Origin of the sequence: Rhodococcus yunnanensis NBRC 103083, assembly GCF_001895005.1 — a bacterium.
Lineage (GTDB): Bacteria > Actinomycetota > Actinomycetes > Mycobacteriales > Mycobacteriaceae > Rhodococcoides > Rhodococcoides yunnanense.
This window is the reverse complement of sequence record NZ_BCXH01000017.1, coordinates 39167-64407: the sequence shown is the minus strand read 5'-3', so window position 1 is coordinate 64407 and position 25241 is coordinate 39167. Positions and strand designations below refer to the sequence as shown.

Genomic DNA, 25241 nt, shown 5'->3' with positions numbered 1-25241 from the left:
TCGCTCACGGCCGCGACCTGGCTCTCATGTCACTCCGTCGCGAGCTCGAAACCCAGAGCGTCGGCGGCTCGCCGCGGCGACGGATCGGCCCACAGTTCGGCATACACACCGTTGGCAGCAATCGACCGGGTGATCGCCTTGTCGATGTAGACGGTGCCGTTCAGATGATCCGTTTCGTGCGCGACGATCCGGGCGGGCCAACCGTGGAACACCTCATCGACCGCGTTCCCGTTCTGGTCGGTGCATTCGAGTTCGACGTCCGCTGCCCTGGACACGACGGCCTGGTACCCGGGCACACTCAAGCACCCTTCGTAGAACGAGCGACGCTCGGTTCCGATCTCTCGGTACACCGGGTCGACGAGCACACGGAACGGAACGGGAGTTCTCTCGCGTTCGGCAGCTGCCTCGCGGCTCACCTCGTACATGTCTTCGATCACCGCGATACGCAACGGAATTCCGATCTGCGGCGCGGCAAGGCCGACACCGGGGGCATCGTGCATGGTCGCCCGCATGACCTCCACGAGCCTGCCCAGCGTCGCACGTTCGAGTCGATCGGCCAGAGGCTCCGCCGGCCTGCGCAGAACTGGTTCCCCGACAGTGACGATCGGGACGACACCGTCGCGAGCAGACTCGATCAACTCGCGAACGGCGTCCTCCAACGGCTGCCGGACCGTCATCGGACCCGGGTTATCAGTGCACGAACACCCTCACCGAGTTCGAGCGCATCGGCACCGGGATCACCATCGACGAGCGACAATGCGAGAACCTCCCCGGCGATCAGATCGCGGTGAGTGTCCAACCAGAGCTTTCGTTCCTCTGGGACGTCGACGACGATGTCGATGCGATCCGACACGTCGAGGCCGAGCGAGCGGCGCGCATCCTGCAGTTCGCGGATCCGATCCTTCGCCCATCCCTCTGCTTCCAATTCTGCGGTGACGTGGGAATCGAGCACGACCAGGCCTGTGTTGCCCGGCAACGCAGCAGTCGAATCAGGCTCGGCGGCAACGAGTTTGCGAGTGAACTCCGTGGGCAGCAACTCGATGCCCGCAGCACTGACCGTGCCTGCCTCGTCCTCGGTCCACTCCCCCGCCTTGACCGCCTTGATGACCTTCTGGACGTCCTTGCCGATACGCGGACCTGCTGCACGCGCATTGACGACGAGCTCGAACTTGCCGTGTACGGCGACGTCGTCGGTCAGGTCGACCTTCTTCACGTTGACCTCGTCGGCGATGATGTCCGCGTACGGGCGAAGACGTTCGGCGTCCTCGGCCGCGACGGTGACCTCCGGCAGCGGCAGCCGAACCCTGAGGTTCTGTGCCTTACGCAGGCCGAGGACGGTCGAGCACACCGTCCGCACTTCGTCCATCGCACCGACCAGCTCCGGGTCGGACGGCAGATCTTCGGCGGCAGGCCAATCCGTCAGATGTACCGAGCGTCCACCGGTCAACCCGCGCCAGACGACTTCGCTGACAAGTGGGAGCAGCGGCGCCGCGATCCGCGTGAGCACCTCGAGCACCGTGTGCAACGTGTCGATCGCGTCGGCGTCCTCGCTCCAGAATCTCGAACGCGACCGTCGTACATACCAATTGGTCAACGCATCGCAGAATGTCCTGAGCTCGTCGCATGCGCCTGCGATGTCGTTGTTCTCCAGAGCGTCGGTGATGGCGTCGCGCGTCGCCGACAGCTTCGCGAGCACGTACCGGTCCAGCACGTTCGTCGAATCGGTCCGCCACTGCCCTGGCTTGCCCGCATACAACTGCAGAAAGCTCCAGGCATTCCAGATCGGCAGCAGCGCCTGACGCACACCCTCGCGGATGCCCTGCTCGGTGACGATGAGGTTGCCACCGCGCAGGATCGGCGACGACATCAGGAACCACCGCATCGCGTCACTGCCGTCGCGGTCGAACACTTCCTTGACGTCCGGATAGTTGCCCTTCGACTTGCTCATCTTCAGACCGTCGTCACCGAGGACGATGCCGTGCGCTGCAACGGTCTTGAACGCGGGCCGATCGAACAGCGCAGTCGCCAACACGTGCAGCGTGTAGAACCAACCGCGTGTCTGACCGTTGTACTCGACGATGAAATCGCCCGGATTGTGCGTGTCGAACCATTCCTGATTCTCGAACGGAAAATGCACCTGCGCGTACGGCATCGACCCGGACTCGAACCAGCAGTCGAGCACCTCGGGGACCCGGCGCATCGTGGACTTGCCCGTCGGGTCGTCCGGGTTCGGACGCGTCAGATCGTCGATGTACGGACGATGCAGATCGGTCGGTCGCACACCGAAGTCGCGTTCTAGCTCGTCGAGACTCCCGTACACATCCAGCCGTGGGTACTCGGGGTCGTCCGAGACCCACGCCGGGATCGGGCTGCCCCAGTAGCGGTTTCGGCTGATGTTCCAGTCGCGCGCACCTTCGAGCCACTTGCCGAACTGGCCGTCCTTGATGTGCTCGGGGACCCAGGTGATCTCCTGGTTGAGCTCCACCATGCGATCGCGGAACTTCGTCACCGCGACGAACCACGACGGGACCGCCATGTAGATCAGCGGCTGACCGCTGCGCCAGCTGTGCGGATAGGAGTGCTCGATGGTCTCGTGGCGTAACAACCGTCCCGAGGCTTTGAGGTCCTTGATGATGACGGGGTTGGCGTCGAACACCATCAAGCCTTCGTACGGCGGCACGAGCGAGGTGAACTTTCCACCCGGATCGAGCGGCTGCACTACCTCGATGCCGTTGGCCGTGGCGACGTCCATGTCCTCTTCACCGAATGCCGGTGCGAGGTGGACGATTCCGGTGCCCGAATCGGTGGTGACGTAATCGGCCTGCAGCACGCGGTGTGCATTCTCGTGGCCGAGGAAGAAGTCGTAGGGCGGCGCGTAGGCCAAGCCGACCAGCTCGGTTCCCGTGTGCTCGGACACGACCTCGGGCTCGTCGCCGAGCTCGCGGGCGTAGTGCGCCAGCCTCTCCGCGGCCAGGACGTAGCGTTCACCGTCCGTGCCGCGTACCTGCAGGTACCGAACCTCGGGATGAACGGCGATCGCAAGGTTGGACGGGAGGGTCCACGGCGTGGTCGTCCAGATCAGGGCATTCGCGCCATCGAGCGGTGCGCCAGGTGCAGCAAGCGGCATCGTGACGGTGACCGCCGGATCCTGACGCATCTTGTAGGCGTCGTCGAGACGGGTCTCTTGATTGGACAGCGGCGTCTGCTCGTACCAGGAGTACGGCAGCACCCGGTAACCCTGATAGATCAAGCCCTTGTCGTACAGAGTCTTGAACGCCCACATGACGGACTCCATGAAATCGACGTCGAGGGTCTTGTAATCATTGTCGAAGTCCACCCACCGCGCCTGGCGGGTCACGTAGTCGCGCCACTCGTCGGTGTACTGAAGCACCGACTGCTTGCAGTACGCGTTGAACTTGGCCAGACCCATCTCGTCGATCTCGGACTTGTCCTTGATGCCGAGTTGCTTCTCCGCCTCCAGCTCCGCGGGCAGTCCGTGGCAATCCCAACCGAACCGCCGCTCGACCTTCTTGCCGCGCATGGTCTGGAAGCGCGGAACGAGATCCTTGACGTACCCCGTCAGCAGGTGGCCGTAATGAGGCAGGCCGTTCGCGAAGGGCGGTCCGTCGTAGAAGACGAACTCCTCGGCACCCTCCCGGTTGTCGACACTCGCCCGGAACGTACCGTCCGCGGCCCATGTGTCCAGGACCTTCTTTTCGAGTTCGGGAAAGGAGACGCTGCCGGTTCTCGTTCCGGAGATGTCGACGAGCGGATACGACTCACGCGTCGACGACCTGTTCTCGGTCACGTGGTCTTCGGTCACATGGTCTTCGGTCACATTGTTCTCGGTCATAGCGGTGACTCCTCCGTGCCGCACCGCTCGTCACGAGCGGCACTGTGTTCGGCACGGGGACGACGACCGACGTTTCGACGCCGGCACCGCGGTACCACCCCGTTTGCATCGACGGCCCTACTCGGCCGACGTGCCACTCGCTGTGGGCTGTGACGGGCCCACCCGTTCGGTTCTACTGAGTCGATTCGAATACACGAACGGACCGTTCTTCCGAAGGCTCCCCGGTGATAGCCGGATCGACGCCTGCCGCGATTCTAACGAACCACCGTACGTACTACTGCTCGGGAGGACTCTTCTGTTTGAGCGCACCAGCCAGAAGCAGGACTGCACCGACGACACACACTGCGATACATCCCCACGCCCACACCACAGACCCGGTCATCAACGCGATGACCAGCAGTCCGAACCCCACTGCCGCCGCACACAGCGTCAGTACCAGCACGACACTCCTCGTTCCCGATGCGCCCTTCGGCGTCCTTCAGATCCGGGGCGAGCCGTCACGCACCACGAGTGGGAACGAACAACCTCAGTTGTTGCCCTTGGCGTAGGACTGGCTGTACCCGGACGACTGGTTTTCCTGATTGAAGCTGTCCTGACCGTTGTCGACCGGCAGAGCGGACGACCGGTTCTCCAGCTCTTCGAGCTGAGATTCGAGGTAGGACTTCAGGCGAACACGGTATTCACGCTCGAACGTCTTGAGCTGCTCGATCCGGCCTTCCAGCACCGAGCGCTGCTCGTTGATCGTGGCCATGATCTCGGTGTGCTTGCGCTCGGCATCGGCCTGTAGAGCGTCGGCCTTCTCCTTGGCCTGGCGAAGCTGAGTCTCCGACCGAGTCTGAGCATCGGACAACAACGACTCCGACTTCTGGCGAGCATCGGTCACCATTGCCTCGGACCTGGTGCGCGCATCGGTGACGAGTCGCTCGGCGTTGGTGCGAGCGTTTCCGAGTAGCTGCTCGGATTCGGTCTTCGCATCGCTCGTCAACCGGTCGGCCATCTCCTGGGCGAGCCCGAGAATCTTCGCGGCCTGCATGTTGGAATCGCCACTCTGAGTCGGCGCTACCGGAGCGGCAACCGGAGCCACCACGGGCGGCGGCTTCGGGGGCTCGGCCTGGCGCACAGGCTCAGCAGCCTTCACCACCGGCGCCTGCTGCGACCCACCGCTCTGACGCGGGGCGCTCTTGGCCTCGGCCAATTCCTGGTCGAGCTCGCCTACACGCTGACGGAGGTCAGCATTTTCTTCGATCAGTCGCGACAGCTCTTGTTCGACGAGATCGAGGAAAGCATCTACCTCGTCTTCGTTGTAGCCGCGCTTACCGATAGGCGGCTTGCTGAACGCTACATTGTGCACATCAGCTGGAGTCAGCGGCATGGAAGGATCCCTTCACGCGTCTTGAGGCGGTAGAGCAAGCATTCAGTCATATCCCATTCCGCACGGTTTGGAACAATCGAACTGTAACTGGCGTCCATTCTGTCACATCGGCAGCGCAGGTCGCGCACGTCCCCGAAGTCTTCTGGCAAGTTTCGATTTCTACGATCCCAAACTCCGTACGACCGTCATCAGGATGAATACCCCGAACAACAGCACCATGATCGACAAATCCAGGCGTACTCCACCCAAATTCACCGGAGGTATCAATCGCCGAAGCAGCTTGACCGGCGGATCCGTGACCGTGAATATCGCTTCGAGCAATACGACCACAATTCCCGACGGACGCCAATCCCGCGCGAACGTCCTGATGAATTCGACGATGATGCGGCCGATCAACAGAAGCCAGAAAATGAACAACACGAAGTAAAGAACCGCGAACAAGGCCACAGGTCATACTCTGCCCGAAAAGCGCGGCTCGATCAAAGTGAGCAGGTCAGAGACTTGCTGCGCCCGATCGAGCCGCGAGGTGACGACATATCGAAATTCGATCACTGCTGACTGTAGAACCCGGTCTCGGCGATTCGTCGACGCTCCTGCGGAGACACATCGATGTCGGCGGGTGAGAGCAGAAACACCTTGGTCGCGACCTTGTCGAACGAGCCGCGCAGAGCGAAAGCCAGTCCGGCTGCGAAGTCCACCAGACGCTTCGCGTCCGCGTTGCTCATCTCCACCAGATCCATGATCACCGGGGTGCCGTCCCTGAACCGCTCACCGATGGTCCTGGCCTCGCTGTAGTCACGAGGGCGCAGAGTGGTGATCTTCGACAGCGGTCCACCGTCGTCGACAATCGGACTACGGCGCGTCTCGGCCCGCACATCCATTCGGGTATCGACAGCGAGATTTCCGCGGGTGGGTGCACCGCGGCCTCCTACCGACGCCGCACGAGAGGAACGCCCGCCGATCGGCGCAAGAGTGGGCGCAGACCGAGGCGCCTCGTAATCGTCGTATTCGTCCTCGAGCTCGTCGATCTCGGCACGCGAGGATCGACGCGAGGAGAAGCTGGGCTTCGCGAACTCCCGGTCGTCACGGTCGTCGACATCCGCGTACGGATCACGACCACGCGACGACCGGTTCGAGTCCGGTTCGTCCAGATAGTCGTCTTCGTAGTCCGCGAGAGGAACCATGCCGAAGTAAGCCTTGAACTTGTGCAGGGTGCTCATCGATGTTGCCTTCCGTTCCCTCTGGTCATTCCGCTGGCTCCACTCCGGTCACTCGGGCCCATTCGGGTCGTTCCGCAAGCTCGCCCTCGGTTCGCACTGTGTCAGTTGTGACTGATGTGATCCGCGGACTCTATTGGCGAGGCTATCGGCCGAGAACCGAGTATTGCGGTACCGACACGCACGCACGTCGATCCATGTCGAACGGCAGCTTCGAGATCTGAAGTCATTCCCGCCGACAGCTCGAGTGCACCGGGATGATCGACGAGTACACGCCGATGCAGATCGGCCAGATCGGCGAAAGCCGCATCGGGATCGGCCTCGATCGGTGGGACCGCCATCAGGCCCGAGAACTCGAGATCAGGACACGAGGACACACGGTCGGCCAGACGCGCGAGGTCGTCGCGCTCGACCCCGCCCCGGTGAACGTCGCCGTCGAGGCTCACCTGAATCAGCACCCTCAGCGGCGTCACGCGATCGCCGTCGTCGAGTGCGCGGCGTACAGCCTTCTGCAGCGCACCGACGAGCCTGTCGCTGTCCACGGAATGGATGGAATGCGCCCATGTGGCGACCGACTTCGCTTTGTTGCGTTGCAGGTGGCCGATCATGTGCCACTTCGCAGGTGCATCCGCGAACACGACATCGAGTTCCTCGGTTTTCGCCGAAGCCTCCTGTTCGCGAGACTCACCGAACTCCCGACATCCGAGTCGATACAGAATCTCGACATCGCTCGCTGGAAAGAATTTGGTCACCGGGAGAAGCATCACTTCGCTCTCACCTCGCCCGGAGTCGCTACAGGCCGCCCGTAGACGATCCTGTACTTCGCGCAGAGCCTTCTCGATGTCCAGGGCTCTGCCCTCGGGCGTCGTCACGAGTTCGATCCAGCAGCGCCGGAGTCCATCCAGATGACACTGGCGATTCTGCCCGTCGGCGCGCCGCGACGATGACTGAACAGAGTCCGATCTTCGATGGTGCATCGCGGATCCACCGCAACACCGCGAACACCCGCTGCCAGCAGTTGGGCTCGGATACCTGCACGGATGTCCAACCCAGGTGTCTTCCGCACGGTCGTCGTCGCACTCCCCGGTAGGTGCTTCTCGACGTCTGCCCGCATGTGTGCCGGCACTTCGTATTGCCTACCGCTGGCCGCAGGTCCGAGGAACGCACCGATGCGAGATAAATCCGCGCCTTGTTCGACCATGACCTCGAGAACCCGAGGGACGATCCCGATTCTGGCTCCGACGCGTCCGGCATGGACCGCGGCGACGACGCCCGCTTCTTCGTCGGACAACAGGACCGGAACGCAGTCGGCGGTCAACACCACCAGACCGAGATCACGGACCGTGGTCACCAACGCATCGGTGACAGGTACGGGACCGGCCGTCGACTCGTCGACCACAGCCACCGACCGCCCGTGAACCTGCTCCATCCACACCAACCGCTCCGGGCCGAGGCCCAGTTCGCGGCCGAGCCGCTCGCGGTTCGACGCCACTGCTACCGGATCGTCCCCGACGTGGTCTCCGAGATTGAACGTGTCGAACGGAGGTGCCGAGATACCTCCCGCTCGTGTCGTGGTCACTCGCCGAACTGTGAAACTCAGTGTCTTCGATCCTCTCGTGTGTGCCTGTGTCACCGACGCATGAACGAGGGTACGTCGACCTCGTCCTCGCCCTCTTCCTCGGACACGGGTACACGACGCCCCGAACTCTGCTTGTTGCTGGAGTTGGAGGAGGACAACGGAGGAAGGCTGCTTCCGCTGGACGCGCCGACCGGATCCCGGAACACTGCTCCGGACTCCGTCGATTCGGACGAACGAGCGGCGACATCCCCGGACCGAGCCGAACCGATGGGACTGCGACCTGATGCGGGTGCAGCCTCGACCGGTCGACGAGCGGGAGTGCCACCGTCGAAGCCGGCCGCGATGACCGTCACGCGCACTTCGTCCCCGAGAGAATCGTCGATCACGGTGCCGAAGATGATGTTGGCGTCGATGTGCGCAGCTTCCTGCACGAGCGATGCGGCCTCGTTGATCTCGAACAAACCGAGATCCGACCCACCCGCGATCGACAGAAGCACTCCGCGCGCACCCTCCATCGACGCTTCGAGAAGCGGCGAGTTGATGGCCGACTCGGCTGCCTTGATGGCGCGACCCTCACCGCGCGAGGACCCGATGCCCATCAATGCGCTACCGGCTCCGGACATCACACCCTTGACGTCCGCGAAGTCGACGTTGATCAAACCGGGCGTGGTGATGAGGTCGGTGATGCCCTGCACACCGTTGAGGAGAACCTCGTCGGCGCTACGGAAGGCATCCATCAGGCTCACGGCCGCGTCACCGAGTTGCAGCAGGCGGTCGTTGGGAATGACGATGAGTGTGTCGCAGGACTCGCGCAACTGCTGGATGCCCGTATCTGCCTGGCCGCCACGTCGCTTGCCTTCGAACGAGAACGGACGTGTCACCACGCCGACCGTCAATGCGCCGAGCTTGCGTGCGATGTTGGCGACGACGGGAGCCCCACCGGTGCCGGTACCGCCACCTTCACCTGCGGTGACGAAGACCATGTCGGCGCCCTTGAGGACCTCTTCGATCTCGTCCTTGTGGTCGTCGGCCGCTCGGCGACCGACCTCGGGGTCCGCGCCTGCACCGAGACCGCGTGTGAGTTCACGGCCGACATCGAGTTTGACGTCGGCGTCGCTCATCAGCAGAGCTTGCGCATCGGTGTTGACCGCGATGAACTCGACTCCTTTGAGTCCCTGCTCGATCATGCGGTTGACTGCGTTCACGCCGCCGCCGCCGATGCCGACGACCTTGATTACGGCGAGGTAGTTGTGCGGGGGCGTCATGGGCTCTCGCCTTCCGTGGTTGTTTTCGGGTCTGTCGAATTCTCGAAAACCCTCAACCTCAACCACAGGCTTAGTGTTATGTCAAGTATTCGACTCTGGGAACGCTATTCACCGGTGCCACCATCCGCCATTAGGCGCGCCGGACGACACCGAAAGATTTTGTGATTCGCGCGTCGGCACGAGATTTCGACGCGTCCTTTCGAACAATCTACTTGGTGGTCGGCAGGTCCGGGCTCGAGACATCGAGTATCTGACCCGGCTGCGACAACAGAGCAAGAGCCACAGCCGATTTGCGCTCGGAGTTCTCGTTGTTACCCCACACCAGTGTTCGCCCGTCGGTCAGAAGCAACGACACATCCGAAATCGACGACGCGCGGATCTCGCCGACCTGACCGCGGAGCACATCCGGTAGCGAAGTCAGCACTGCCAGCGCACTTTCCGTCACAGGATCACCCGGGCCGGGCGAGTCGACCACGAGTCGAACGACTCCGGGCGGCGGCGGAGCCACAGCGAAGTCCACCGCGTCCGCGTCGATGAGATGGGTACCGTCCGGCTTGTCCACGAACACGATTGCGACGCGCTCGACGACGGTGACACGGACCGTGGACGGGTACTGCCGCTGCACCCGTACCGACGCGAGCGCCGGAATTCCGGCCACACGTTGCGCTGCGGAACCCGCGTCGACTCGAACGAGCCGCTCCCCCATCGGAATCGCGAGATCGGCGAGAATCTCCTCGGTCGGCACCGTGGAATTGCCCTCCACCTCGATGGTGCGCACGGACAGCAACGGGGTGAAGTACACGGCCGCGAACCCACCGACGATCACGGCGACGACTGCAGCCGCGATCAGGCCCGCACGCCGACGCGATCGAGCGACCCGTCGACGTTCTTCCTCGCGCGCGGCCCGCTTGCGTTCACGTTCCATCGCTTCCGGGGAACGATCCGCCGCGTCACCGGACTTCGACGACCGTGTCCGCCCACGCCCGTGCGAGTCCGATTCGGCCGCGGACAGTCGCGTCGGGCGGCCCGAGCGCGCATTCACTCCGATGCCCGACCTTGCCCGATCCGGAAGTCGGTCTTCGACCGAAGCGCATCGAGAATCGGCCCGGCCAACATCGTCACGTCGCCGGCGCCCATGGTGAGAACTACATCTCCCGGTGCGCTCAGCGCCGCCACCTGCTTTGCCACGAGTGAAAGATCGGGCTGATAGTTCACCGGCTTCGTCACCGCGGCGGCCACCAACGCGCCCGTCACACCGGGTAGGGGCTCCTCGCGAGCACCGTAGACGTCCAGCACCACCACTTCGTCGGCGAGGCCGAGTGCAGCACCGAACTCCGTGGCGAACGTCTCGGTCCGGGAGTACAGATGCGGCTGGAACACCACGATCACACGGCCACGACGGCCGTCGCCCGCTGCCGACGCGACGAGTTGCTGAGCAGCGGTCAGCACGGCACGCACTTCGGTGGGATGGTGCGCGTAGTCGTCGAACACCCTGATTCCGTGCTCGCGGCCGCGAATCTGGAACCGGCGATGGACACCCCCGAACCCGGCGAGCCCCGCCAACAGATCGTCGACGGCGGCACCGACCTGCACACCTGCGGTGAACGCACCGAGTGCATTCGACGCAGTGTGGCGCCCTGGCACCCCGAGCCGAAGCGTGCGCGGCTTGTCCTCGCCCGCAACACGCAACTGCGCGACGCCGCCTGCGTCCTCGGGCTCCCAGCCGAGAAGCTCGACCGCCATCTCGACGTCACCGGAGTCGGCGCCCTCGGATCCGTACCCCAGTACACGTACACCGTCGATGCCTGCATCGTGCACGCGACGAGCGAGCGCCGCCGAGCCTGGATCGTCCATGCATGCGACCAGGACACCGCCGGGTTCGAGGCGCGCGACGAAATCGTCGAAGACCTGGACGTATGCCTCGGCAGTACCGAAGTAGTCGAGGTGATCGGCCTCGATGTTGGTCACTACCACGACGTTCGGCGAGTACTGCAGCAGCGAGCCATCGCTCTCGTCGGCTTCGGCGACGAACACGTCACCACTTCCGTGATGCGCGTTGGTTCCCGCCTCGTTGAGTTCACCACCGACCGCGAAGGACGGATCGAACCCGCAGTGCTGCAGCGCCACCACGAGCATCGACGTCGTGGACGTCTTGCCGTGCGTGCCCGACACCAGCAGCGTGCGATATCCGTCCATCAGCGAAGACAGCACGGCAGGCCGCAGAACGACCGGAATACCTCGCCGCTCGGCCTCGACGAGTTCGGGATTCGACTTCGGAATCGCGGCATGCGTCGTCACGACGACGGTCGGGCCGCCGGGAAGAATGTCGAGCGCCGACGCGTCGTGGCCGATGCGAACATCGGCCCCGCGAGCACGCAGGGCAAGAACTCCGCGGCTCTCCTTCGCATCCGAGCCGGACACCTGCCCGCCACGGGCCAGCAGAATGCGGGCGATCCCCGACATGCCTGCACCGCCGATTCCCACCATGTGAACCCGCTCGAGCTCTGCGGGAAGCTCGGCCATCTCGTTCCTTTCACTCGTCACGACCTACGTCGCCTCGTTCCTGTGTGCCGACGCGACGTCGAGCACGATTGTCGCCACTGCAGTGGCTGCGTCACGATGTCCCGCCCCTGCCGCGCCTGCCGACATGGCGGCGAGAGCTTCCGGGTTCGTGATCAGCTCGACGATCTCGGCCCCGACGTAACGGGCGTTCAGCTGGGAGTCGGACACCAACCTGCCACCACCGGCGTCGACCACTGGCCTGGCATTGAGTTCCTGTTCGCCGTTGCCGTGCGGCAACGGAACGTACACCGCGGGCAACCCCGTCGCGGACACTTCGGCGACGGTCATGGCCCCCGAACGACACACCGCGAGGTCAGCCGCCGCGTAGGCGAGGTCCATCCGGTCGAGGTACGGCACTGCCACGTACGGAGTGTGCTCGTCTCCCCTGCCGATGTCGACGGTGTTCTTCGGTCCGTGCGCATGCAGAACGGACACGCCTGCTGCGGCAAGTGCCTCCGCAGCGCCGGACACCGCGTCGTTCAGCGAGCGCGCACCCTGAGATCCGCCGAAGACGAGAAGTACCGGCCCGTCGGCAGGAAGACCGAAGTGGTCGCGGGCAAGGCTGCGCGTCGCGGCTCGATCGAGGCCCGTGATGGTGGGCCGGACCGGTATTCCGACGATCTCCGCCTCGGACTGCCCCTTGGCCGAGACCCCCGAGCCCGGCACTGCCGCGAGGACACGGGTGGCCAGCCGGGCACCGACCTTGTTCGCGATACCGGCACTCGCGTTGGCCTCGTGGACGACTATCGGAGTGCCTCGACGTCGCAGCACACCCCGCGCCGCGAGGTACGCGGGCAGCGCGACGTAGCCGCCGAACCCGATCAGGACGTCGGCTTCGCTGTCCTTCAGAACTGCTCGAGTCCGCCGCACCGATGCCACGACGCGAGCAGGCAGGCGAAGAAGATCGAGTGTCGGTTTCCTCGGCAGAGGCACCGGCGGAATCAATTCGAGCTGATATCCGCGTGCAGGAACGAGCTTCGTCTCGAGGCCACGCGCCGTCCCTAGTGCGGTGATTCGGACGTTCGGGTCGAGCTCACGAAGCGCATCGGCGACGGCCATGGCAGGTTCGATGTGGCCTGCTGTCCCGCCGCCTGCGAGAACGACGGACAGCGGCCTGTTACGTGAGTTCACCGTCTGTATCCTGGCCCATCCGGGTGTCTGCGTTGCACTCCGGGTTGCCGGGCGCCGCGGCGACCGGTGTCTGTACGACGTTCGCCGGCGAGCGGCCGGGGGTCGCGTCCCGATCGTGCCCCTGCTTCGGCTCGGACGGGTCGCCGTGCACCGGCGGTCCGAGCGTCGAGAGTGCGGCGATCGGATCGGTCGAGCGCGGGCCGCGTCGACTTCGCTCTGGCCACTGCTGCACGCATGGGAGAGAACGATGCGGGCAACGGGAGCCTCAGCATGCGGTCCAGTCGACTGTCCTGACCCGCATGCAGAGCCGCGATGGCCTCGGGCTCGTGCCTGGCGGCGTTGGCGATGATGCCGAACATCAGAAGCGTGATCGCGGTCGACGAACCGCCGTAGGACACCAGTGGAAGCTGGAGACCGGTCACCGGAAGCAGGCCGACCACGTAGCCGATGTTGATCATCGCCTGGGCGAAGATCCACGTCGTGGATCCTGCAGCCAGGAGCCGGAGGAACGGGTCGACCGAGCGCATGGCGATCCTCAGGCCCGTGTAGACGAACAGCGCGAAGAGGCCGAGAACGGCCATGCACCCGATGAATCCGAGCTCCTCGCCGATGATCGCAAAGATGAAGTCGTTGTGGGCGTTCGGGAGGTAGCTCCACTTGGCACGGCTCTGTCCGAGTCCGACGCCGAACGGACCGCCGTCGGCCAGGGAGAACTTGGCCTGGTTCGACTGGTATCCGAGGCCCTGCGGGTCGTCACCGGGGTTGAGCCACGCCTTGATTCGATTGGAGCGGTAGCCCGCGGTGAAGGCCAGCACGGTCGCCGCGGCGAGGCCGCCGCCGAGCAGGATTGCGAACAGGCGTGCGTTCAGACCGGCGAACCACAGGAGCGAGACCAGGATGATGCCGACGGCGATGGCCGTACTCAGGTTCGGCTGCAGCACGATCAGCGCTGCCATCAGCAACGCCGCCGGAACCAGCGGAATGAGCAGTGACTTCAGGGACGCATGCTCGCTGCGCCTCGACGCGAGCAGATGCGCGCCCCAGAGAACGAGCGTCACCTTGGCGAGCTCGGACGGCTGGAACGAGACTCCGGCGATGTTGAACCACCGGCGTGCACCGTCGGCGCCCTCGGAACCGACTCCGGGAATCAGCACCATCATCAGCAGTACGACCGAGAGGCAGAACAGGGGGAACGAAATCTTGCGCAGGAACCGCACCGACATCCGCAACGCAATGTAGAAGGCGACGACGCCGAGTCCGACGCCGATCAACTGCTGGGTGAACAGTGAATAGGCCGAACCGTCCGCCGCATACGCCTCCGCGGCCGACGACGACAGGACCATGACGAGCCCGAGGAGAGTCAGGAGTGCGGCAACCGTGACGATGAGGTGGAACGACGCCAACGGCCGACCGAGCCACAGGCCGACCCGTGTTCGCGGTCCGACGCGTGGCGCCCCAACACTCACGACGACTGCCCACCCGAGATGTCGGTGGCGTCGAGTTCGCCGACAGCGGCTGCGAAGCTACGCCCGCGGTGGCCGTAGTCGACGAACATGTCGAGCGACGCGGCCGCGGGCGCCAGGAGAACGGTGTCACCCGAACCGGCTCGGCGCGCGGCCTCATGCACAACTGCTCGCATCACTACATCTGCATCGTCAGCCACTTCAGTCACACCAGCATCGTCTCCCGCCGGATACGTCACAACGGGAACATCCGGGGCGTGTCGCGCCAAAGCCTGTGCGATCTGTGTCCCATCGCGGCCGATCACGAGGGCTGCGACGAGCCTGGGACCGATTTCCTCCACCAGATCGTCGATCGCAGCGCCCTTGAGCAACCCACCGGCGATCCAGACGATCCGTTGGTGCGCGAGCAGCGACGAGCGAGCCGCGTGCGGATTGGTGGCCTTCGAATCGTCGACGAACGTCACCCCACCGAGCGTGCGAACCACAGCAGCGCGGTGTGGGCCGACCTGGTACGTCCGCAGCCCGTCTGCGATCTCGCCCGCCGACACTCCGATCGCCCGCGCAAGAGCACTCGCAGCCAGCGCATCCATCACGCCAGCCGGACCGACCGGTACGACGTCCTGCACCGCCACCAAAGGGAGGTTCTCGGCAAAGGCCCTGTCCACGAGGACGTCGTCGGCAACTCCCAACTCGCCGACGACCGGCTCGCCGAGGCGGAATCCGACGACCCGTGCGGCCGGAGACGACGACCCGAGTGCCGCGGCGCGTTCGTCGTCGAGACCGACGACGGCAGTTCGCCCGGCGAGGGCACGGGACTTGGCCTCGACATATCCGTCCATGCCGCCGTGCCAGTCGAGATGGTCCTCGGCAATGTTGAGCACCACACCGGCCTCGGGCCGGACCGACGGCGCCCAGAACAGCTGGAACGAGGACAATTCGACTGCGAGCACCGCGGGATGCGGGTCCTGCTGCAGCGCATCGAGGATCGGTAGTCCGATGTTCCCGCAGGCGGCACTGGCAAGGTCAGCGGACTCGAGAATCGACGCGAGCATCGACGTCGTCGTCGTCTTGCCGTTGGTGCCGGTGACGACGAGCCAGCGTGTCGGCGGACCGTACAGCCCGGCACGGTCGACGCGCCAGGACAGTTCGACATCACCCCAGATCGGAACTCCGAGACCTGCCGCCGCCGCGAGGACCGGTGCGTCGGCGCGCAGCCCGGGGCTCGTCACCACCAGCCCGATGCTCTCGAACAGTGCCGGGTCGGCGAGCAGGTCGTCCTGCAGCACTCCCCCGACGCCCATCGACCGCGCCTTCTCGATGGCAACGGGGTCCGCATCCGTGACCACGACTACGGCGCCGAGATCCTGCAACGGCTTCACGGTTGCCAGACCGGACACCCGGCCTCCTGCAACGAGGACGGTGCGACCGTGCAACCACCTCGCCAGATCGTTCTCCGTCGGTTCGAGCTGCTGCGACACCGGGCTCTATCCTCCGACTGCTGCGAGGTACTCGCTGTAGAACAAGGCCAACCCGACCGCGGACGATATCGCCGCCAACAGCCAGAACCGAATGATGACCGTGGTTTCCGCCCAACCCGCGAGCTCGAAGTGATGGTGGAACGGCGCCATCCGGAAGACGCGTCGTCGACTGGACCGGAAGACTGCGACTTGAATCAACACCGATGCCGCCTCGGCCACGAAGAGTGCGCCGATCACGACCATGATCAACTCGGTCCGCGTCACGATCGACAGACCGGCGAGCAGTCCGCCGAGTGCGAGTGAACCGGTGTCGCCCATGAAGATCTTCGCCGGAGCAGCGTTCCACCACAGGAATCCGATACAGGCGCCTGCTGCGGATGCGCAGATCAACGCAAGGTCGAGCGGGTCCCGTACGTCGTAGCATCCAGGACCAGGGCTGGTGGAGCACGCTTGGCGGTATTGCCAGAACGTGATGACCGTGTACGCACCGAGAACCAGGGTCATCGACCCCGCGGCGAGCCCATCCAGACCGTCAGTCAGGTTGACCGCATTGGACCAGGCACTGACGAGCAGGTAGCAGAACAGGATGAACACGACAGAACCCATGCTCACCGTCGCGATGTCGCGCACGTACGACAGCTGAGTGCTGCCGGGTGTCAGCCCGTTCGGCCCGCGGAACTGCAGAGCGAGAACGCCGAAGATGACCGCGGCGATCAGCTGCCCGACGAGCTTGGCCGTCTTGTTCAACCCGAGGTTGCGGCGCTTGCGGATCTTGATGAAATCGTCCAGGAAGCCGACGAGGCCGAGGACGGTCGTCAGACCGAGGACCAACAGCGCCGATACCGAAGGTCCATCCGCGTCGTATCCGACACCGATGAGGTGCGAGCCCCAGTACCCGGCCCACAGTCCGGCAAGAATCGCGACGCCGCCCATCGTCGGGGTTCCCCGCTTCGACTGGTGGCTGGCCGGGCCCTCGACACGAATCTCCTGACCGAAACCCTGCTTCGAGAACGCCTTGATCAGTACCGGCGTCAGCAGAATCGCGACAGCGAGGGCAATACCTCCGGCGAAGAGGATCTGTCTCACTGCATGTCCTCCGGTGTCATCGTCTGATTCTCCCCATCCCTACCGCTGCCACTGCCCGTGTCACTGGCTGTCTTGTCTACCGCTGTCGTCACTACCGCTGTCTTCACTGACGCTGCCGTCCTCACTGCTGCGCATCGTCGCCGAGAAGTGCGTCGTCGCCGAGAAGTGCGTCGGCAACCGACCACAGTCCGACCGACTGCGACGCCTTCACCAGGACGATGTCACCCGGCGCCACCTCTGATCTCAACACCGCGATCGCCGACGCGTCGTCGGGGACGAGCATGGACTCCTCACCCCACGAACCCTCCATCACTGCACCCTGATGCATCGCTCTGGTCGGCCGACCGGATTCCACGATGATCAGACGGCTGACGTCCAATCGCACAGCCAGACGCCCTATCGAATCGTGCTCGATGATCGATTCTGACCCCAGTTCGGCCATTTCGCCCAATACAGCCCACGTTCGCCTGCGTGAATCCGCCCCGGACCTGGACATCGACACCAATGCTTTGAGGGCAGCACGCATCGAATCAGGGTTTGCGTTGTAGGAGTCGTTGACGATCGTCACGCCGTCGGTACGAGTACGTACATCCATACGTCGAACCGACGCAGCCGTCGAACCCGCGAGCGAGCCAGCGATCTGATCGAGTGTGGCACCGCATTCGAGCGCTACTGCCGCAGCCGCCAACGAGTTCCCGATCTGATGCTCTCCGTGCACTGCCAGCGCGATGTCGACCTCGCCGCCAGGTGCGACCAACGTGTACCTCGCGCGTGCATCTGCATCGAGGGAGACGTTCTTCGCACGAATGTCCGCATCCGGCGACAGACCGACCGTCACCACTCGTGCCGCCGTGCGCGAGCGCATCTCGAGCACGAGTCGATCATCGGCATTGAGCACAGCCACTCCGCCGTCGGCGGCGCTCGGCAACGCCTCGACCAGCTCGCCCTTCGCGACCGCGATTCTCTCCCGTGAGCCGAACTCACCGAGATGAGCGGTGCCCACGTTGAGCACCACGCCGATACGCGGCGGTGCCGTGGCCGCGAGTGCCGCAACATGGCCGACCCCTCGCGCTGACAATTCGAGGACGAGGAAGTCGGTCGACTCGTCGGCGCGCAGCGCTGTCCATGGATGTCCGAGTTCGTTGTTGAACGAGCCCGGAGGTGCGACGACCGGTCCGAGGGGTGCCAGTACCGAGGCCAGCAGGTCCTTCGTCGAGGTCTTGCCCGAGGACCCGGTGACTCCTACGACCGTCAGACCACTCGACTCGGTCAGTTCGACGACCGACGCGCGCGCGAGTGCGGCCAGCGCCTGCAGCACTGCTGCCCCGGAACCGTCGAGATCGTGTTCGAGTGCCATCGCACGGCCGTCGTGCGGGATGGGGTCGACGACGATCGCAGGTACCCCGACCGGACGAGCGGCAAGGACAGCGGCGGCGCCCGAGGCGATAGCGGCGGCGGCATGGTCGTGCCCGTCGACGCGGGCTCCCGGCAACGCGAGGAACAACCCTCCCGGAGTGACTTTTCGCGAGTCGAATTCGACGGATCCGTCGACGAGCAGGCTCGCGTTCGGCACGTCGTGCAGTGTTCCGCCGACGATCCGACAGATCTGCTCCAGGGTCAGGGACTTCACGATTGCTCTCCGGATTCTGCGTTCTTGCGATCGATTGCTTCGGCGAGGACCTGCCTGTCGTCGAACGGGTGCTTGACGCCCGCAACTTCCTGGCCGGTCTCGTGCCCTTTGCCTGCAACGAGCACGACGTCGCCTGCCCGCGCCCATGCGACCGCCTCGTCGATCGCCCGGGCACGCCCGTCCACGGTGCGGATCTCACCCCGAACCGACGCATCCACCGCGTACGCCCCCGCCGCGACGGCCTCGCGGATCGATCCCGGATCCTCCGATCGGGGATTGTCGTCGGTGATGACCAGTAGGTCCGCGCCACGTGCACCGGCTGCACCCATCAGCGCGCGCTTGCCGGTGTCGCGATCGCCGCCTGCGCCGAGCACGACCGCGATCCGGCCGCGAGTCTGTTGACGCAAGGTGTCGATGACTGCCTCGACCGCAGCCGGTTTGTGCGCGTAGTCGACAACAGCGAGAAAGTCCTGTCCTCGCGAAATGCGCTGCACTCGGCCCGGGACGTCGACCGACGCCATGCCGCTGATCGCACGCTCGATATCGACGCCTGCCGCCGAGCATGTCGCCGTAGCCAACACTGCATTGGCGATGTTGTATCGCCCCGGAAGCCGAATCGATGCCGGATGCGTCGTGCCGGTGGGATCGACGATCGAGAATGTCTGTGTCCCGTCCTGCAGTGTCGTCGCGTCGGAGACCGTCCAATCGGAGCCGCCGGACACGGAGGCAGTCACGACGGCAGATCCGGCGGCAGCCGCGATCTCCGCCATTCGCTTTCCCCAGACGTCGTCGGTGCACACCACGGCCGACCGGCTGTGCACCGCCGATTCCGAAGCGAACAAGCGACTCTTGGCTTGGAAGTAGTCCTCCAGCGAGTCGTGGAAGTCGAGGTGGTCCTGCGACAGATTGGTGAACGCACCGACTGCGAACACGGTCCCGTCGACGCGGCCGAGGGTGAGTGCGTGACTGGACACTTCCATGACAACGGTGTCGATCCCGTGTTCGAGCATCACGGCGAACAAGGCGTGCAGCCGTGGAGCCTCGGGTGTGGTGAGAGCGCTCGGAACACGAGCTCCGGCGATCTTGGTCTCGATCGTCCCGATCAGACCGGTGGTTCTGCCTGCCGCGGTCAGTGCTGCCTCGAGGAGATAGGACGTGGTGGTCTTCCCCGATGTGCCGGTGATCCCGATGACCGTCATCTGCGCGGACGGGTTGCCGTAGACGAGTGCAGAGACCGTGCCGAGCACGCTGCGCGGAGCATCGTGCACCAGGACGGGTACCGGCAGCTCTGCCGACGCCGCCTGCATGATCTGCAACCCGGCCGGGTCGGTCAGAACTGCCACCGCGCCGAGCCCTAGCGCATCACCGACGAAGGTGGCGCCGTGCACCGATGCACCGGGTAGCGCGGCGAAGAGGTCCCCCGGCCGAATACCTTGCGCTCGAAGGTCGACACCGGTCACGAGCCGAGGGTCCGACGGTCCCCCCGGCACCACCCAGGCACCCGACGCCGATGCGATCTCGTCGACCGTGGTTTCCGGTGGCCGGGCGGGACGAGAATCCGACGGAGCAGGCTGCGGTGCTGCTGGCACAGACACTGTGCTCCTTCCTGCTCGAGAAGTGGAGATGGTCACGTCGACGGTGCCGATTCCCGACACGGACCCGACGCCGATGACGTCGATGTCCGGACAGGGCCGACGAGTCAGGTTACCGGCGAGTCTCTCGGCGGATGGACACGGGAGACCGTCCGATGCCCGATCGTGATCGGAACAGCACGTTCGGTTTTGGGGCCCGCCGAGCGTCAGTCGGCCTGGAGCACCAACCTGCGACCCGGGTCGGCGGACAGCGGAACACTGTCTCGCTGCAGCATCCAGCTGGCGATGTTGTGGAACAGCGGTGCAGCGGACTGACCACCCGAACCATCTGCACTACGAGTCGGAGCGTCCAGCATGATTCCGATCACATACCGGGGATCGTCAGCGGGTGCGATACCGGCGAACGTGATCCAGTAGTTCGAGTTCGAGTAGCACTTGCATTCAGGATCCACCTGCTGCGCAGTCCCGGTCTTGCCGCTGATCTGATAACCGTCGACGCCCGCAGCGACACCGGTGCCGCGTTGATTCCCGGTGTCGTCCTGAGTGACCGCACGGAACATGTCTCGGACCGTGGCTGCCGTCTGAGGGCTGACGACGTAGACGCCCTCCGGCTGCTCGGTCTCCGTCCTGTTTCCGTCGGGACCGATGGTCGAGCGGACGATCCTCGGCGGAATACGCATCCCGTCGTTGGCAATCGCCTGGTACATCGCCGTCATCTGCAACAGGGTCATCGACAATCCCTGTCCGATAGGGAGATTGGCGAACGTGCCGCCGGACCACTGATCGCGGCTCGGCACGTTTCCTGCACTCTCCCCCGGCAGACCGACGTCGCTGCGTTGTCCGAGCCCGAATCGAGACAGCATGTCCGCGAAGCGATCCTCGCCGACTCGCTGCGCCAGCATCAACGTTCCGACGTTCGACGACTTACCGAACACGCCGGTCGAGGTGTACGGAACCACTCCGTGTTCCCACGCGTCCTTCACCGACACCCCGGACATGAAGATGTTGCCGGGAACCTGGAGCACCTCGTCCGGAGTCGTGAGCCCGTACTCGATTGCCGCGGCGGCAGTGATGATCTTGTTCACCGAACCCGGCTCGAACGGAGTGGACACGGCGAGATTGCCCATCTCCTTGTTCTTGTCGTTGTTGCCGACACCGATCCCCGGATTGAACGTGTTGTCGTTCGACATCGCCAGAACCTCACCTGTATGTGCGTCCTGCACGAACGCCGACGCGTTCTTTGCACCCGAGAGGTCCTTGGCCAACTGAACTTGCTGCTGGACGTAGTACTGCAGGTCCGAGTCGATGGTCAACTCGACGCTCGACCCGTTCACCGCCGTCTGTTTGTCTCGCCAGCTGCCTGGAATGACCGCACCGTCGGAGCCTCTGTCGTACGTCTCGGACCCGTCAGTTCCAGCGAGCGAGGAATCGAGTGAATCCTCCAAACCCAGCAGGCCGTGACCGTCCCAACCCGTGGCGCCGACGATGTTCGCCGCCAGCGAGCCACCGGGGTACTCGCGTATGTCCTGGCGTTCGAGACCGACCTCTTCGAACTCTTCGCTGATTTCGGTTGCCGTCGTCGAGTCCACTCCCCTGACCAGGTAGGCGAATGTGTCCTCGCTCTTCAATTTCGCAAGAATGTCCTTCTCGTTCGCGACATCACCGAGTGCGTCGTGAATGCCTGCGGCGATCGCCTTCAGCCGATCGTCGGTCGCCGGCTTCGACGGGTCCTTCGCACGGGCCTCGTCGAGTTCCTTGCGGACACGAACCGGCTGAAAGGTGAGTGCCTTCGCTTCCATCGTGAAGGCGATCGGCTTTCCGTTGCGGTCCGTGATCGCCCCTCGCTGAGCGGGATCCACCAAGGTGGTGGTCCGCTGCGACGCCGCCTCGGCCGACAGCCGCGGACCGTTGATCCCCATGATCCACAACAATTGCAAGGCGACTACGGCCAGTACCCCGAACATCAGCCAGCGCCCGAGTCCGTGACGAAACCCGAAGGACGAGGCGTCGAACCTTCCGCCTGCGGGCGGGCGTGGCGGACGTGCCGAACTGCGCGGTGACCTCGGTCGTCCCCGCGCATCATCGCGGGGACGTCGACCTCCGGATGTGTTGCGCGGCAAGGATGTACGACGAGGAGCTCCGGTAGTCGGCTTCATCGGCTCGTACCTACCGGCTCTGCTCCCGGCCGTGTCACTGCCGGTTACCCGTTGGGCCGGCCGACGGAGTACTCATGGGAACCAATTGTTCACCGGAAGCCCCTGCGAGAGCGTTATTGGATGCGTTCGGCGTGGCGGATGCCGCAGACGATGCCGCGGATGCGGGTGGCGGCGCCGATGCGGCACGGGGAGTTGTCTGGGTACCGGTCGCCTGCTGCGAAACCGACTGCGATGTCGGTGGATCCAATGGTGCGACGGGCTTACCTGCCGCGGGAGCGGGCTCGCCGATGATCTGCACCGATCCGCCGGGAGCCACGACGATGCGCGCCGCGTTGGCTGCAGGAACCATGCCGAGTTCCGCAGCCTTTCGTGCGAGTTCCGGTGCGGAATCCGCCAATTCGACGTCACGCTGGAGCGATGCACTCTGCTGAACAAGACGCTCGTTGTACAGCTTGGCGTCACTGAGTTCGTACGAATCTCCGGCCGAGCGTGTCGTGAGCAGCAGGGTGAGTCCGAGCCCGAGCGTCAACAGGCCGATGATCAACGCGACGAAGGGAATACGGGCGGCAAGGGAAGCGCTCGACAACGAGATTCGTGCAGCCCCATGACTGGTCGGCACGAGATCGCCGGAATGCTCGCTGACGCGTTGCTGCCGGCGCTCGTACGCGCGCAACGCGGCACCCGAGCGTGGAGATCCGTCCTCGGACGAAGTTCTGTTCCGACGAGTGCGTCGAGTTCCAACAGAACTCGCGGTGACAGTCATTAGGCTCTCCTCGCAATTCGCTCGGCTGCACGCAGGCGCACCGGCGCCGAACGCGGATTCTCTTCGATTTCCTGATCCGAGGCTCGTTCTGCTCCCCGAGTCAACATCGTGAATTCCGGCCCCATGCCGGGTAATTCGACCGGAAGTCCCTCGGGCGATCTCGATTTGATCCGAGGCGCCAGATCTTTCTTGACGACTCGATCCTCCAAGGATTGGTAGGACATGAACACCACTCGCCCGCCGACCGCCAGAGAATCCAGCCCTGCTGGAACGGCCTTTTCGAGCGAATCGAGTTCACCGTTGACTTCGATGCGAAGAGCTTGAAAGGTCCGCTTGGCGGGATGCCCACCGGTACGACGAGTAGCCGCCGGGATCGACTGGTACAACAACTCGACCAGGGGACCGCTCGTCGTGAAGGGAGTCGTTTCACGGCGACGCAGAACGGCCGATGCGATTCGACCTGCGAACCGCTCCTCGCCGTACGTGCTGAGCACACGCGCGATGTCGCCGTGACTGTACGTGTTGAGCACATCGGCGGCGGTGATACCGACCGTCGGGTCCATGCGCATGTCGAGTGGCGCGTCGACCGAGTACGCGAAACCCCGGTCGGCTTCGTCGAGCTGCATCGACGAGACACCGAGGTCGAACAGGATCGCGTCGACCGACTCGTATTCCGACAATCCAGCGTGCTCCAGCGCGACGTCGATGCCGTCGTACGTCGTGTGAACGAAGGTGGTTCTGTCGGCGAACTCGGCGAGTCGGCGGCCGGCGAGCACGAGCGCCATGGGATCTCGATCGAGGCCGATGAGCCTCATGTCCGGATAGGTGCGGAGAAAGTGCTCCGAGTGTCCACCGAGCCCGAGGGTCGCGTCGATCATCACACCGCCGTCGCCCCGCTCGCGTGCGGCGATGAGTGCAGGTCCCAGAAGTTCGTCCGCGCGACCCAGCCGCACCGGAATATGCTTCGGCGCGGCGGCATTCGTTGAATTCTCCGAAGTGTCGGATGGTTCGGGAGCGCTATCCGGGGCGGGCGATTCTTCGCCTTCCACAATGATTCCTCCCGGTCTTGCTTCTGCTCGCCTGACCGATGGCGAGCTGGTCGATCGATGATGGGCTGAATGCTTCGAGGTCCCTGTCCGATAGGGAACCTGGCGTTGGGGAAGAACGTCAGGGTCCTGATCTGCGAAACCTGGCGTTGGGGAAGAACGTCAGGGTTCTGATCGGGCAGAGGCCTCGCGGCACTCGGCATGTGATCGAAGGGGCTACAAGATTCCTCCGAGGGACTCGTCGAACGCGTCGGAGAAACTCTGCTCGCTCTCGGTGGAGTAGCGAGTCCACGCGTCCTCGTTCCAGATCTCGATGAACTCGATCGAACCGTTGACGACGACGTTGCGCTCGAGATTGGCGTAACGCCGATGCTCACCACTGAGCGTGATCCGCCCTTGGCCGTCGACTTGCTGCTCATCGGTACCCGCACCCAACTGCCGGATGTAGGAGCGAGCGACAGGATTGGACCGAGATGCCTCGGTGAGTTTTCTGACTCTCTCGGCGAACTCCTCGCGGGTGTAGACAGCGAGGCTGTGATCCTGCCCTTTGCTCACCATCACACCTCCCGAGAGTGCTTCACGAAACTTCGCCGGCAATGTCAGCCGCCCCTTGTCGTCGAGCTTGGGCGTATAGGTACCGAGGAACACTCGACACCTCCACTCGCGCTCGATCGCTTCCACCACTTTACCCCACTTTCACCCACCTTCAACCCCGAAGAGGTGACAACTTCTGTGAGGAGTGACAAAAGTCCAGCTCGAGACAGTGGGGTGAGGTGGGGGAAATTTTGACAGCGAACCCGAAACCTCACGATTCCGGCGTCATCGGAGACGCCCAGGATCGCGAAAGCGCAGGTCGAAAACAGCTGGACCACCGCACTGATCATCGGCGTGGGCACAGTGGGGGGAAGTGGGGATCCGGCGTGAACCACACGAATCAGGCTCGGGGAATGCACCCGAGAACGCTCGACTCCGGACAGACGGGCGACACCCAGACAGCACGAACACTCAGACAGCACAAACACCGAAGCGGTGCCCACAATCTGTGGGC

The 25241-nt window shown here is 64.4% G+C and carries 21 protein-coding genes; all 21 read right to left on the bottom strand.

Going from position 1 to position 25241, the window contains the following annotated elements; all coding sequences use genetic code 11:
* Positions 1-29: 29 nt before the first annotated feature.
* Complete coding sequence (locus tag RY1_RS22880) at positions 30-677, bottom strand: peptide deformylase (RefSeq protein ID WP_072806349.1); 648 nt, start codon at positions 675-677, stop codon at positions 30-32.
* On the bottom strand, positions 674-3853 hold the full coding sequence (ileS, locus tag RY1_RS22875; protein ID WP_072806348.1) for an isoleucine--tRNA ligase: 3180 nt from the start codon (positions 3851-3853) through the stop codon (positions 674-676). Before ileS ends, RY1_RS22880 begins: the two co-directional genes overlap by 4 nt.
* A gap of 274 nt (positions 3854-4127) precedes the next feature.
* On the bottom strand, positions 4128-4295 hold the full coding sequence (locus RY1_RS30220; protein WP_169914803.1) for a hypothetical protein: 168 nt from the start codon (positions 4293-4295) through the stop codon (positions 4128-4130).
* Between the two features lie 84 nt (positions 4296-4379).
* Entirely contained in the window at positions 4380-5225 is an 846-nt protein-coding gene (wag31, locus tag RY1_RS22870) for a DivIVA-like cell division protein Wag31 (protein WP_072806347.1), read from the bottom strand.
* 159 nt (positions 5226-5384) lie between these two features.
* A complete protein-coding gene (locus RY1_RS22865; protein ID WP_068420693.1) occupies positions 5385-5672 on the bottom strand; it encodes a YggT family protein in 288 nt (95 codons plus the stop codon).
* Positions 5673-5773: 101 nt separating this feature from the next.
* Positions 5774-6445 carry a cell division protein SepF gene (locus RY1_RS22860; protein ID WP_072806346.1) on the bottom strand — a complete coding sequence of 224 codons (672 nt, stop codon included), beginning with the start codon at positions 6443-6445 and terminating at the stop codon, positions 5774-5776.
* A gap of 101 nt (positions 6446-6546) precedes the next feature.
* Positions 6547-7314, bottom strand: a complete 768-nt coding sequence (locus RY1_RS22855; RefSeq protein ID WP_245819881.1) for a YggS family pyridoxal phosphate-dependent enzyme — start codon at positions 7312-7314, stop codon at positions 6547-6549.
* Entirely contained in the window at positions 7311-8042 is a 732-nt protein-coding gene (pgeF, locus tag RY1_RS22850) for a peptidoglycan editing factor PgeF (RefSeq protein WP_072806417.1), read from the bottom strand. Before pgeF ends, RY1_RS22855 begins: the two co-directional genes overlap by 4 nt.
* 29 nt (positions 8043-8071) lie before the next feature.
* Positions 8072-9286 (bottom strand): cell division protein FtsZ, encoded by a 1215-nt coding sequence (gene ftsZ / locus RY1_RS22845; protein ID WP_072806345.1) that lies wholly within the window; start codon positions 9284-9286, stop codon positions 8072-8074.
* A 208-nt stretch (positions 9287-9494) separates the two neighbouring features.
* Complete coding sequence (locus tag RY1_RS22840; protein ID WP_084727765.1) at positions 9495-10211, bottom strand: cell division protein FtsQ/DivIB; 717 nt, start codon at positions 10209-10211, stop codon at positions 9495-9497.
* Between the two features lie 113 nt (positions 10212-10324).
* On the bottom strand, positions 10325-11809 hold the full coding sequence (murC, locus tag RY1_RS22835) for a UDP-N-acetylmuramate--L-alanine ligase (protein WP_072806344.1): 1485 nt from the start codon (positions 11807-11809) through the stop codon (positions 10325-10327).
* Positions 11810-11833: 24 nt separating this feature from the next.
* Positions 11834-12907: a UDP-N-acetylglucosamine--N-acetylmuramyl-(pentapeptide) pyrophosphoryl-undecaprenol N-acetylglucosamine transferase gene (locus RY1_RS22830; protein ID WP_245819889.1), complete on the bottom strand. Its 1074-nt coding sequence runs from the start codon at positions 12905-12907 to the stop codon at positions 11834-11836.
* 68 nt (positions 12908-12975) lie between these two features.
* Positions 12976-14445, bottom strand: coding sequence for a putative lipid II flippase FtsW (ftsW, locus tag RY1_RS22825; RefSeq protein ID WP_084727756.1), 1470 nt, complete (start codon positions 14443-14445; stop codon positions 12976-12978).
* Positions 14442-15920, bottom strand: coding sequence for a UDP-N-acetylmuramoyl-L-alanine--D-glutamate ligase (gene murD / locus RY1_RS22820; RefSeq protein WP_072806343.1), 1479 nt, complete (start codon positions 15918-15920; stop codon positions 14442-14444). The genes ftsW and murD overlap by 4 nt, the downstream gene beginning before the upstream one ends.
* Before the next feature lie 6 nt (positions 15921-15926).
* The gene (mraY, locus tag RY1_RS22815) at positions 15927-17006 is read right to left on the bottom strand and encodes a phospho-N-acetylmuramoyl-pentapeptide-transferase (protein WP_072806342.1); all 1080 of its coding nucleotides are present in this window, start codon (positions 17004-17006) and stop codon (positions 15927-15929) included.
* Positions 17007-17127: 121 nt separating this feature from the next.
* The gene (locus RY1_RS22810) at positions 17128-18636 is read right to left on the bottom strand and encodes a UDP-N-acetylmuramoyl-tripeptide--D-alanyl-D-alanine ligase (RefSeq protein ID WP_072806341.1); all 1509 of its coding nucleotides are present in this window, start codon (positions 18634-18636) and stop codon (positions 17128-17130) included.
* Positions 18633-20231 carry a UDP-N-acetylmuramoyl-L-alanyl-D-glutamate--2,6-diaminopimelate ligase gene (locus RY1_RS22805; protein ID WP_072806414.1) on the bottom strand — a complete coding sequence of 533 codons (1599 nt, stop codon included), beginning with the start codon at positions 20229-20231 and terminating at the stop codon, positions 18633-18635. Before RY1_RS22805 ends, RY1_RS22810 begins: the two co-directional genes overlap by 4 nt.
* A 203-nt stretch (positions 20232-20434) precedes the next feature.
* The gene (locus tag RY1_RS22800) at positions 20435-22384 is read right to left on the bottom strand and encodes a peptidoglycan D,D-transpeptidase FtsI family protein (protein ID WP_245819879.1); all 1950 of its coding nucleotides are present in this window, start codon (positions 22382-22384) and stop codon (positions 20435-20437) included.
* Between the two features lie 34 nt (positions 22385-22418).
* A complete protein-coding gene (gene ftsL / locus RY1_RS22795) occupies positions 22419-23147 on the bottom strand; it encodes a cell division protein FtsL (RefSeq protein ID WP_245819878.1) in 729 nt (242 codons plus the stop codon).
* Positions 23147-24106 (bottom strand): 16S rRNA (cytosine(1402)-N(4))-methyltransferase RsmH, encoded by a 960-nt coding sequence (rsmH, locus tag RY1_RS22790; protein WP_371829503.1) that lies wholly within the window; start codon positions 24104-24106, stop codon positions 23147-23149. The genes ftsL and rsmH overlap by 1 nt, the downstream gene beginning before the upstream one ends.
* 303 nt (positions 24107-24409) lie before the next feature.
* The gene (gene mraZ / locus RY1_RS22785) at positions 24410-24841 is read right to left on the bottom strand and encodes a division/cell wall cluster transcriptional repressor MraZ (RefSeq protein ID WP_072806338.1); all 432 of its coding nucleotides are present in this window, start codon (positions 24839-24841) and stop codon (positions 24410-24412) included.
* Between the last annotated feature and the right edge of the window lie 400 nt (positions 24842-25241).

Excerpts from the sequence above, each read along its gene's own strand:
- RY1_RS22840 (WP_084727765.1), bottom strand. The coding sequence starts at position 10,211 with ATGGAACGTGAACGCAAGCGGGCCGCGCGCGAGGAAGAACGTCGACGG.
- ftsZ (WP_072806345.1), bottom strand. The coding sequence starts at position 9,286 with ATGACGCCCCCGCACAACTACCTCGCCGTAATCAAGGTCGTCGGCATC.
- RY1_RS22800 (WP_245819879.1), bottom strand. The coding sequence starts at position 22,384 with ATGAAGCCGACTACCGGAGCTCCTCGTCGTACATCCTTGCCGCGCAAC.
- ileS (WP_072806348.1), bottom strand. The coding sequence starts at position 3,853 with ATGACCGAGAACAATGTGACCGAAGACCATGTGACCGAAGACCACGTG.
- ftsL (WP_245819878.1), bottom strand. The coding sequence starts at position 23,147 with ATGACTGTCACCGCGAGTTCTGTTGGAACTCGACGCACTCGTCGGAAC.
- RY1_RS22860 (WP_072806346.1), bottom strand. The coding sequence starts at position 6,445 with ATGAGCACCCTGCACAAGTTCAAGGCTTACTTCGGCATGGTTCCTCTC.
- murC (WP_072806344.1), bottom strand. The coding sequence starts at position 11,809 with ATGGCCGAGCTTCCCGCAGAGCTCGAGCGGGTTCACATGGTGGGAATC.
- wag31 (WP_072806347.1), bottom strand. The coding sequence starts at position 5,225 with ATGCCGCTGACTCCAGCTGATGTGCACAATGTAGCGTTCAGCAAGCCG.
- RY1_RS22880 (WP_072806349.1), bottom strand. The coding sequence starts at position 677 with ATGACGGTCCGGCAGCCGTTGGAGGACGCCGTTCGCGAGTTGATCGAG.
- RY1_RS22830 (WP_245819889.1), bottom strand. The coding sequence starts at position 12,907 with ATGGCCGTCGCCGATGCGCTTCGTGAGCTCGACCCGAACGTCCGAATC.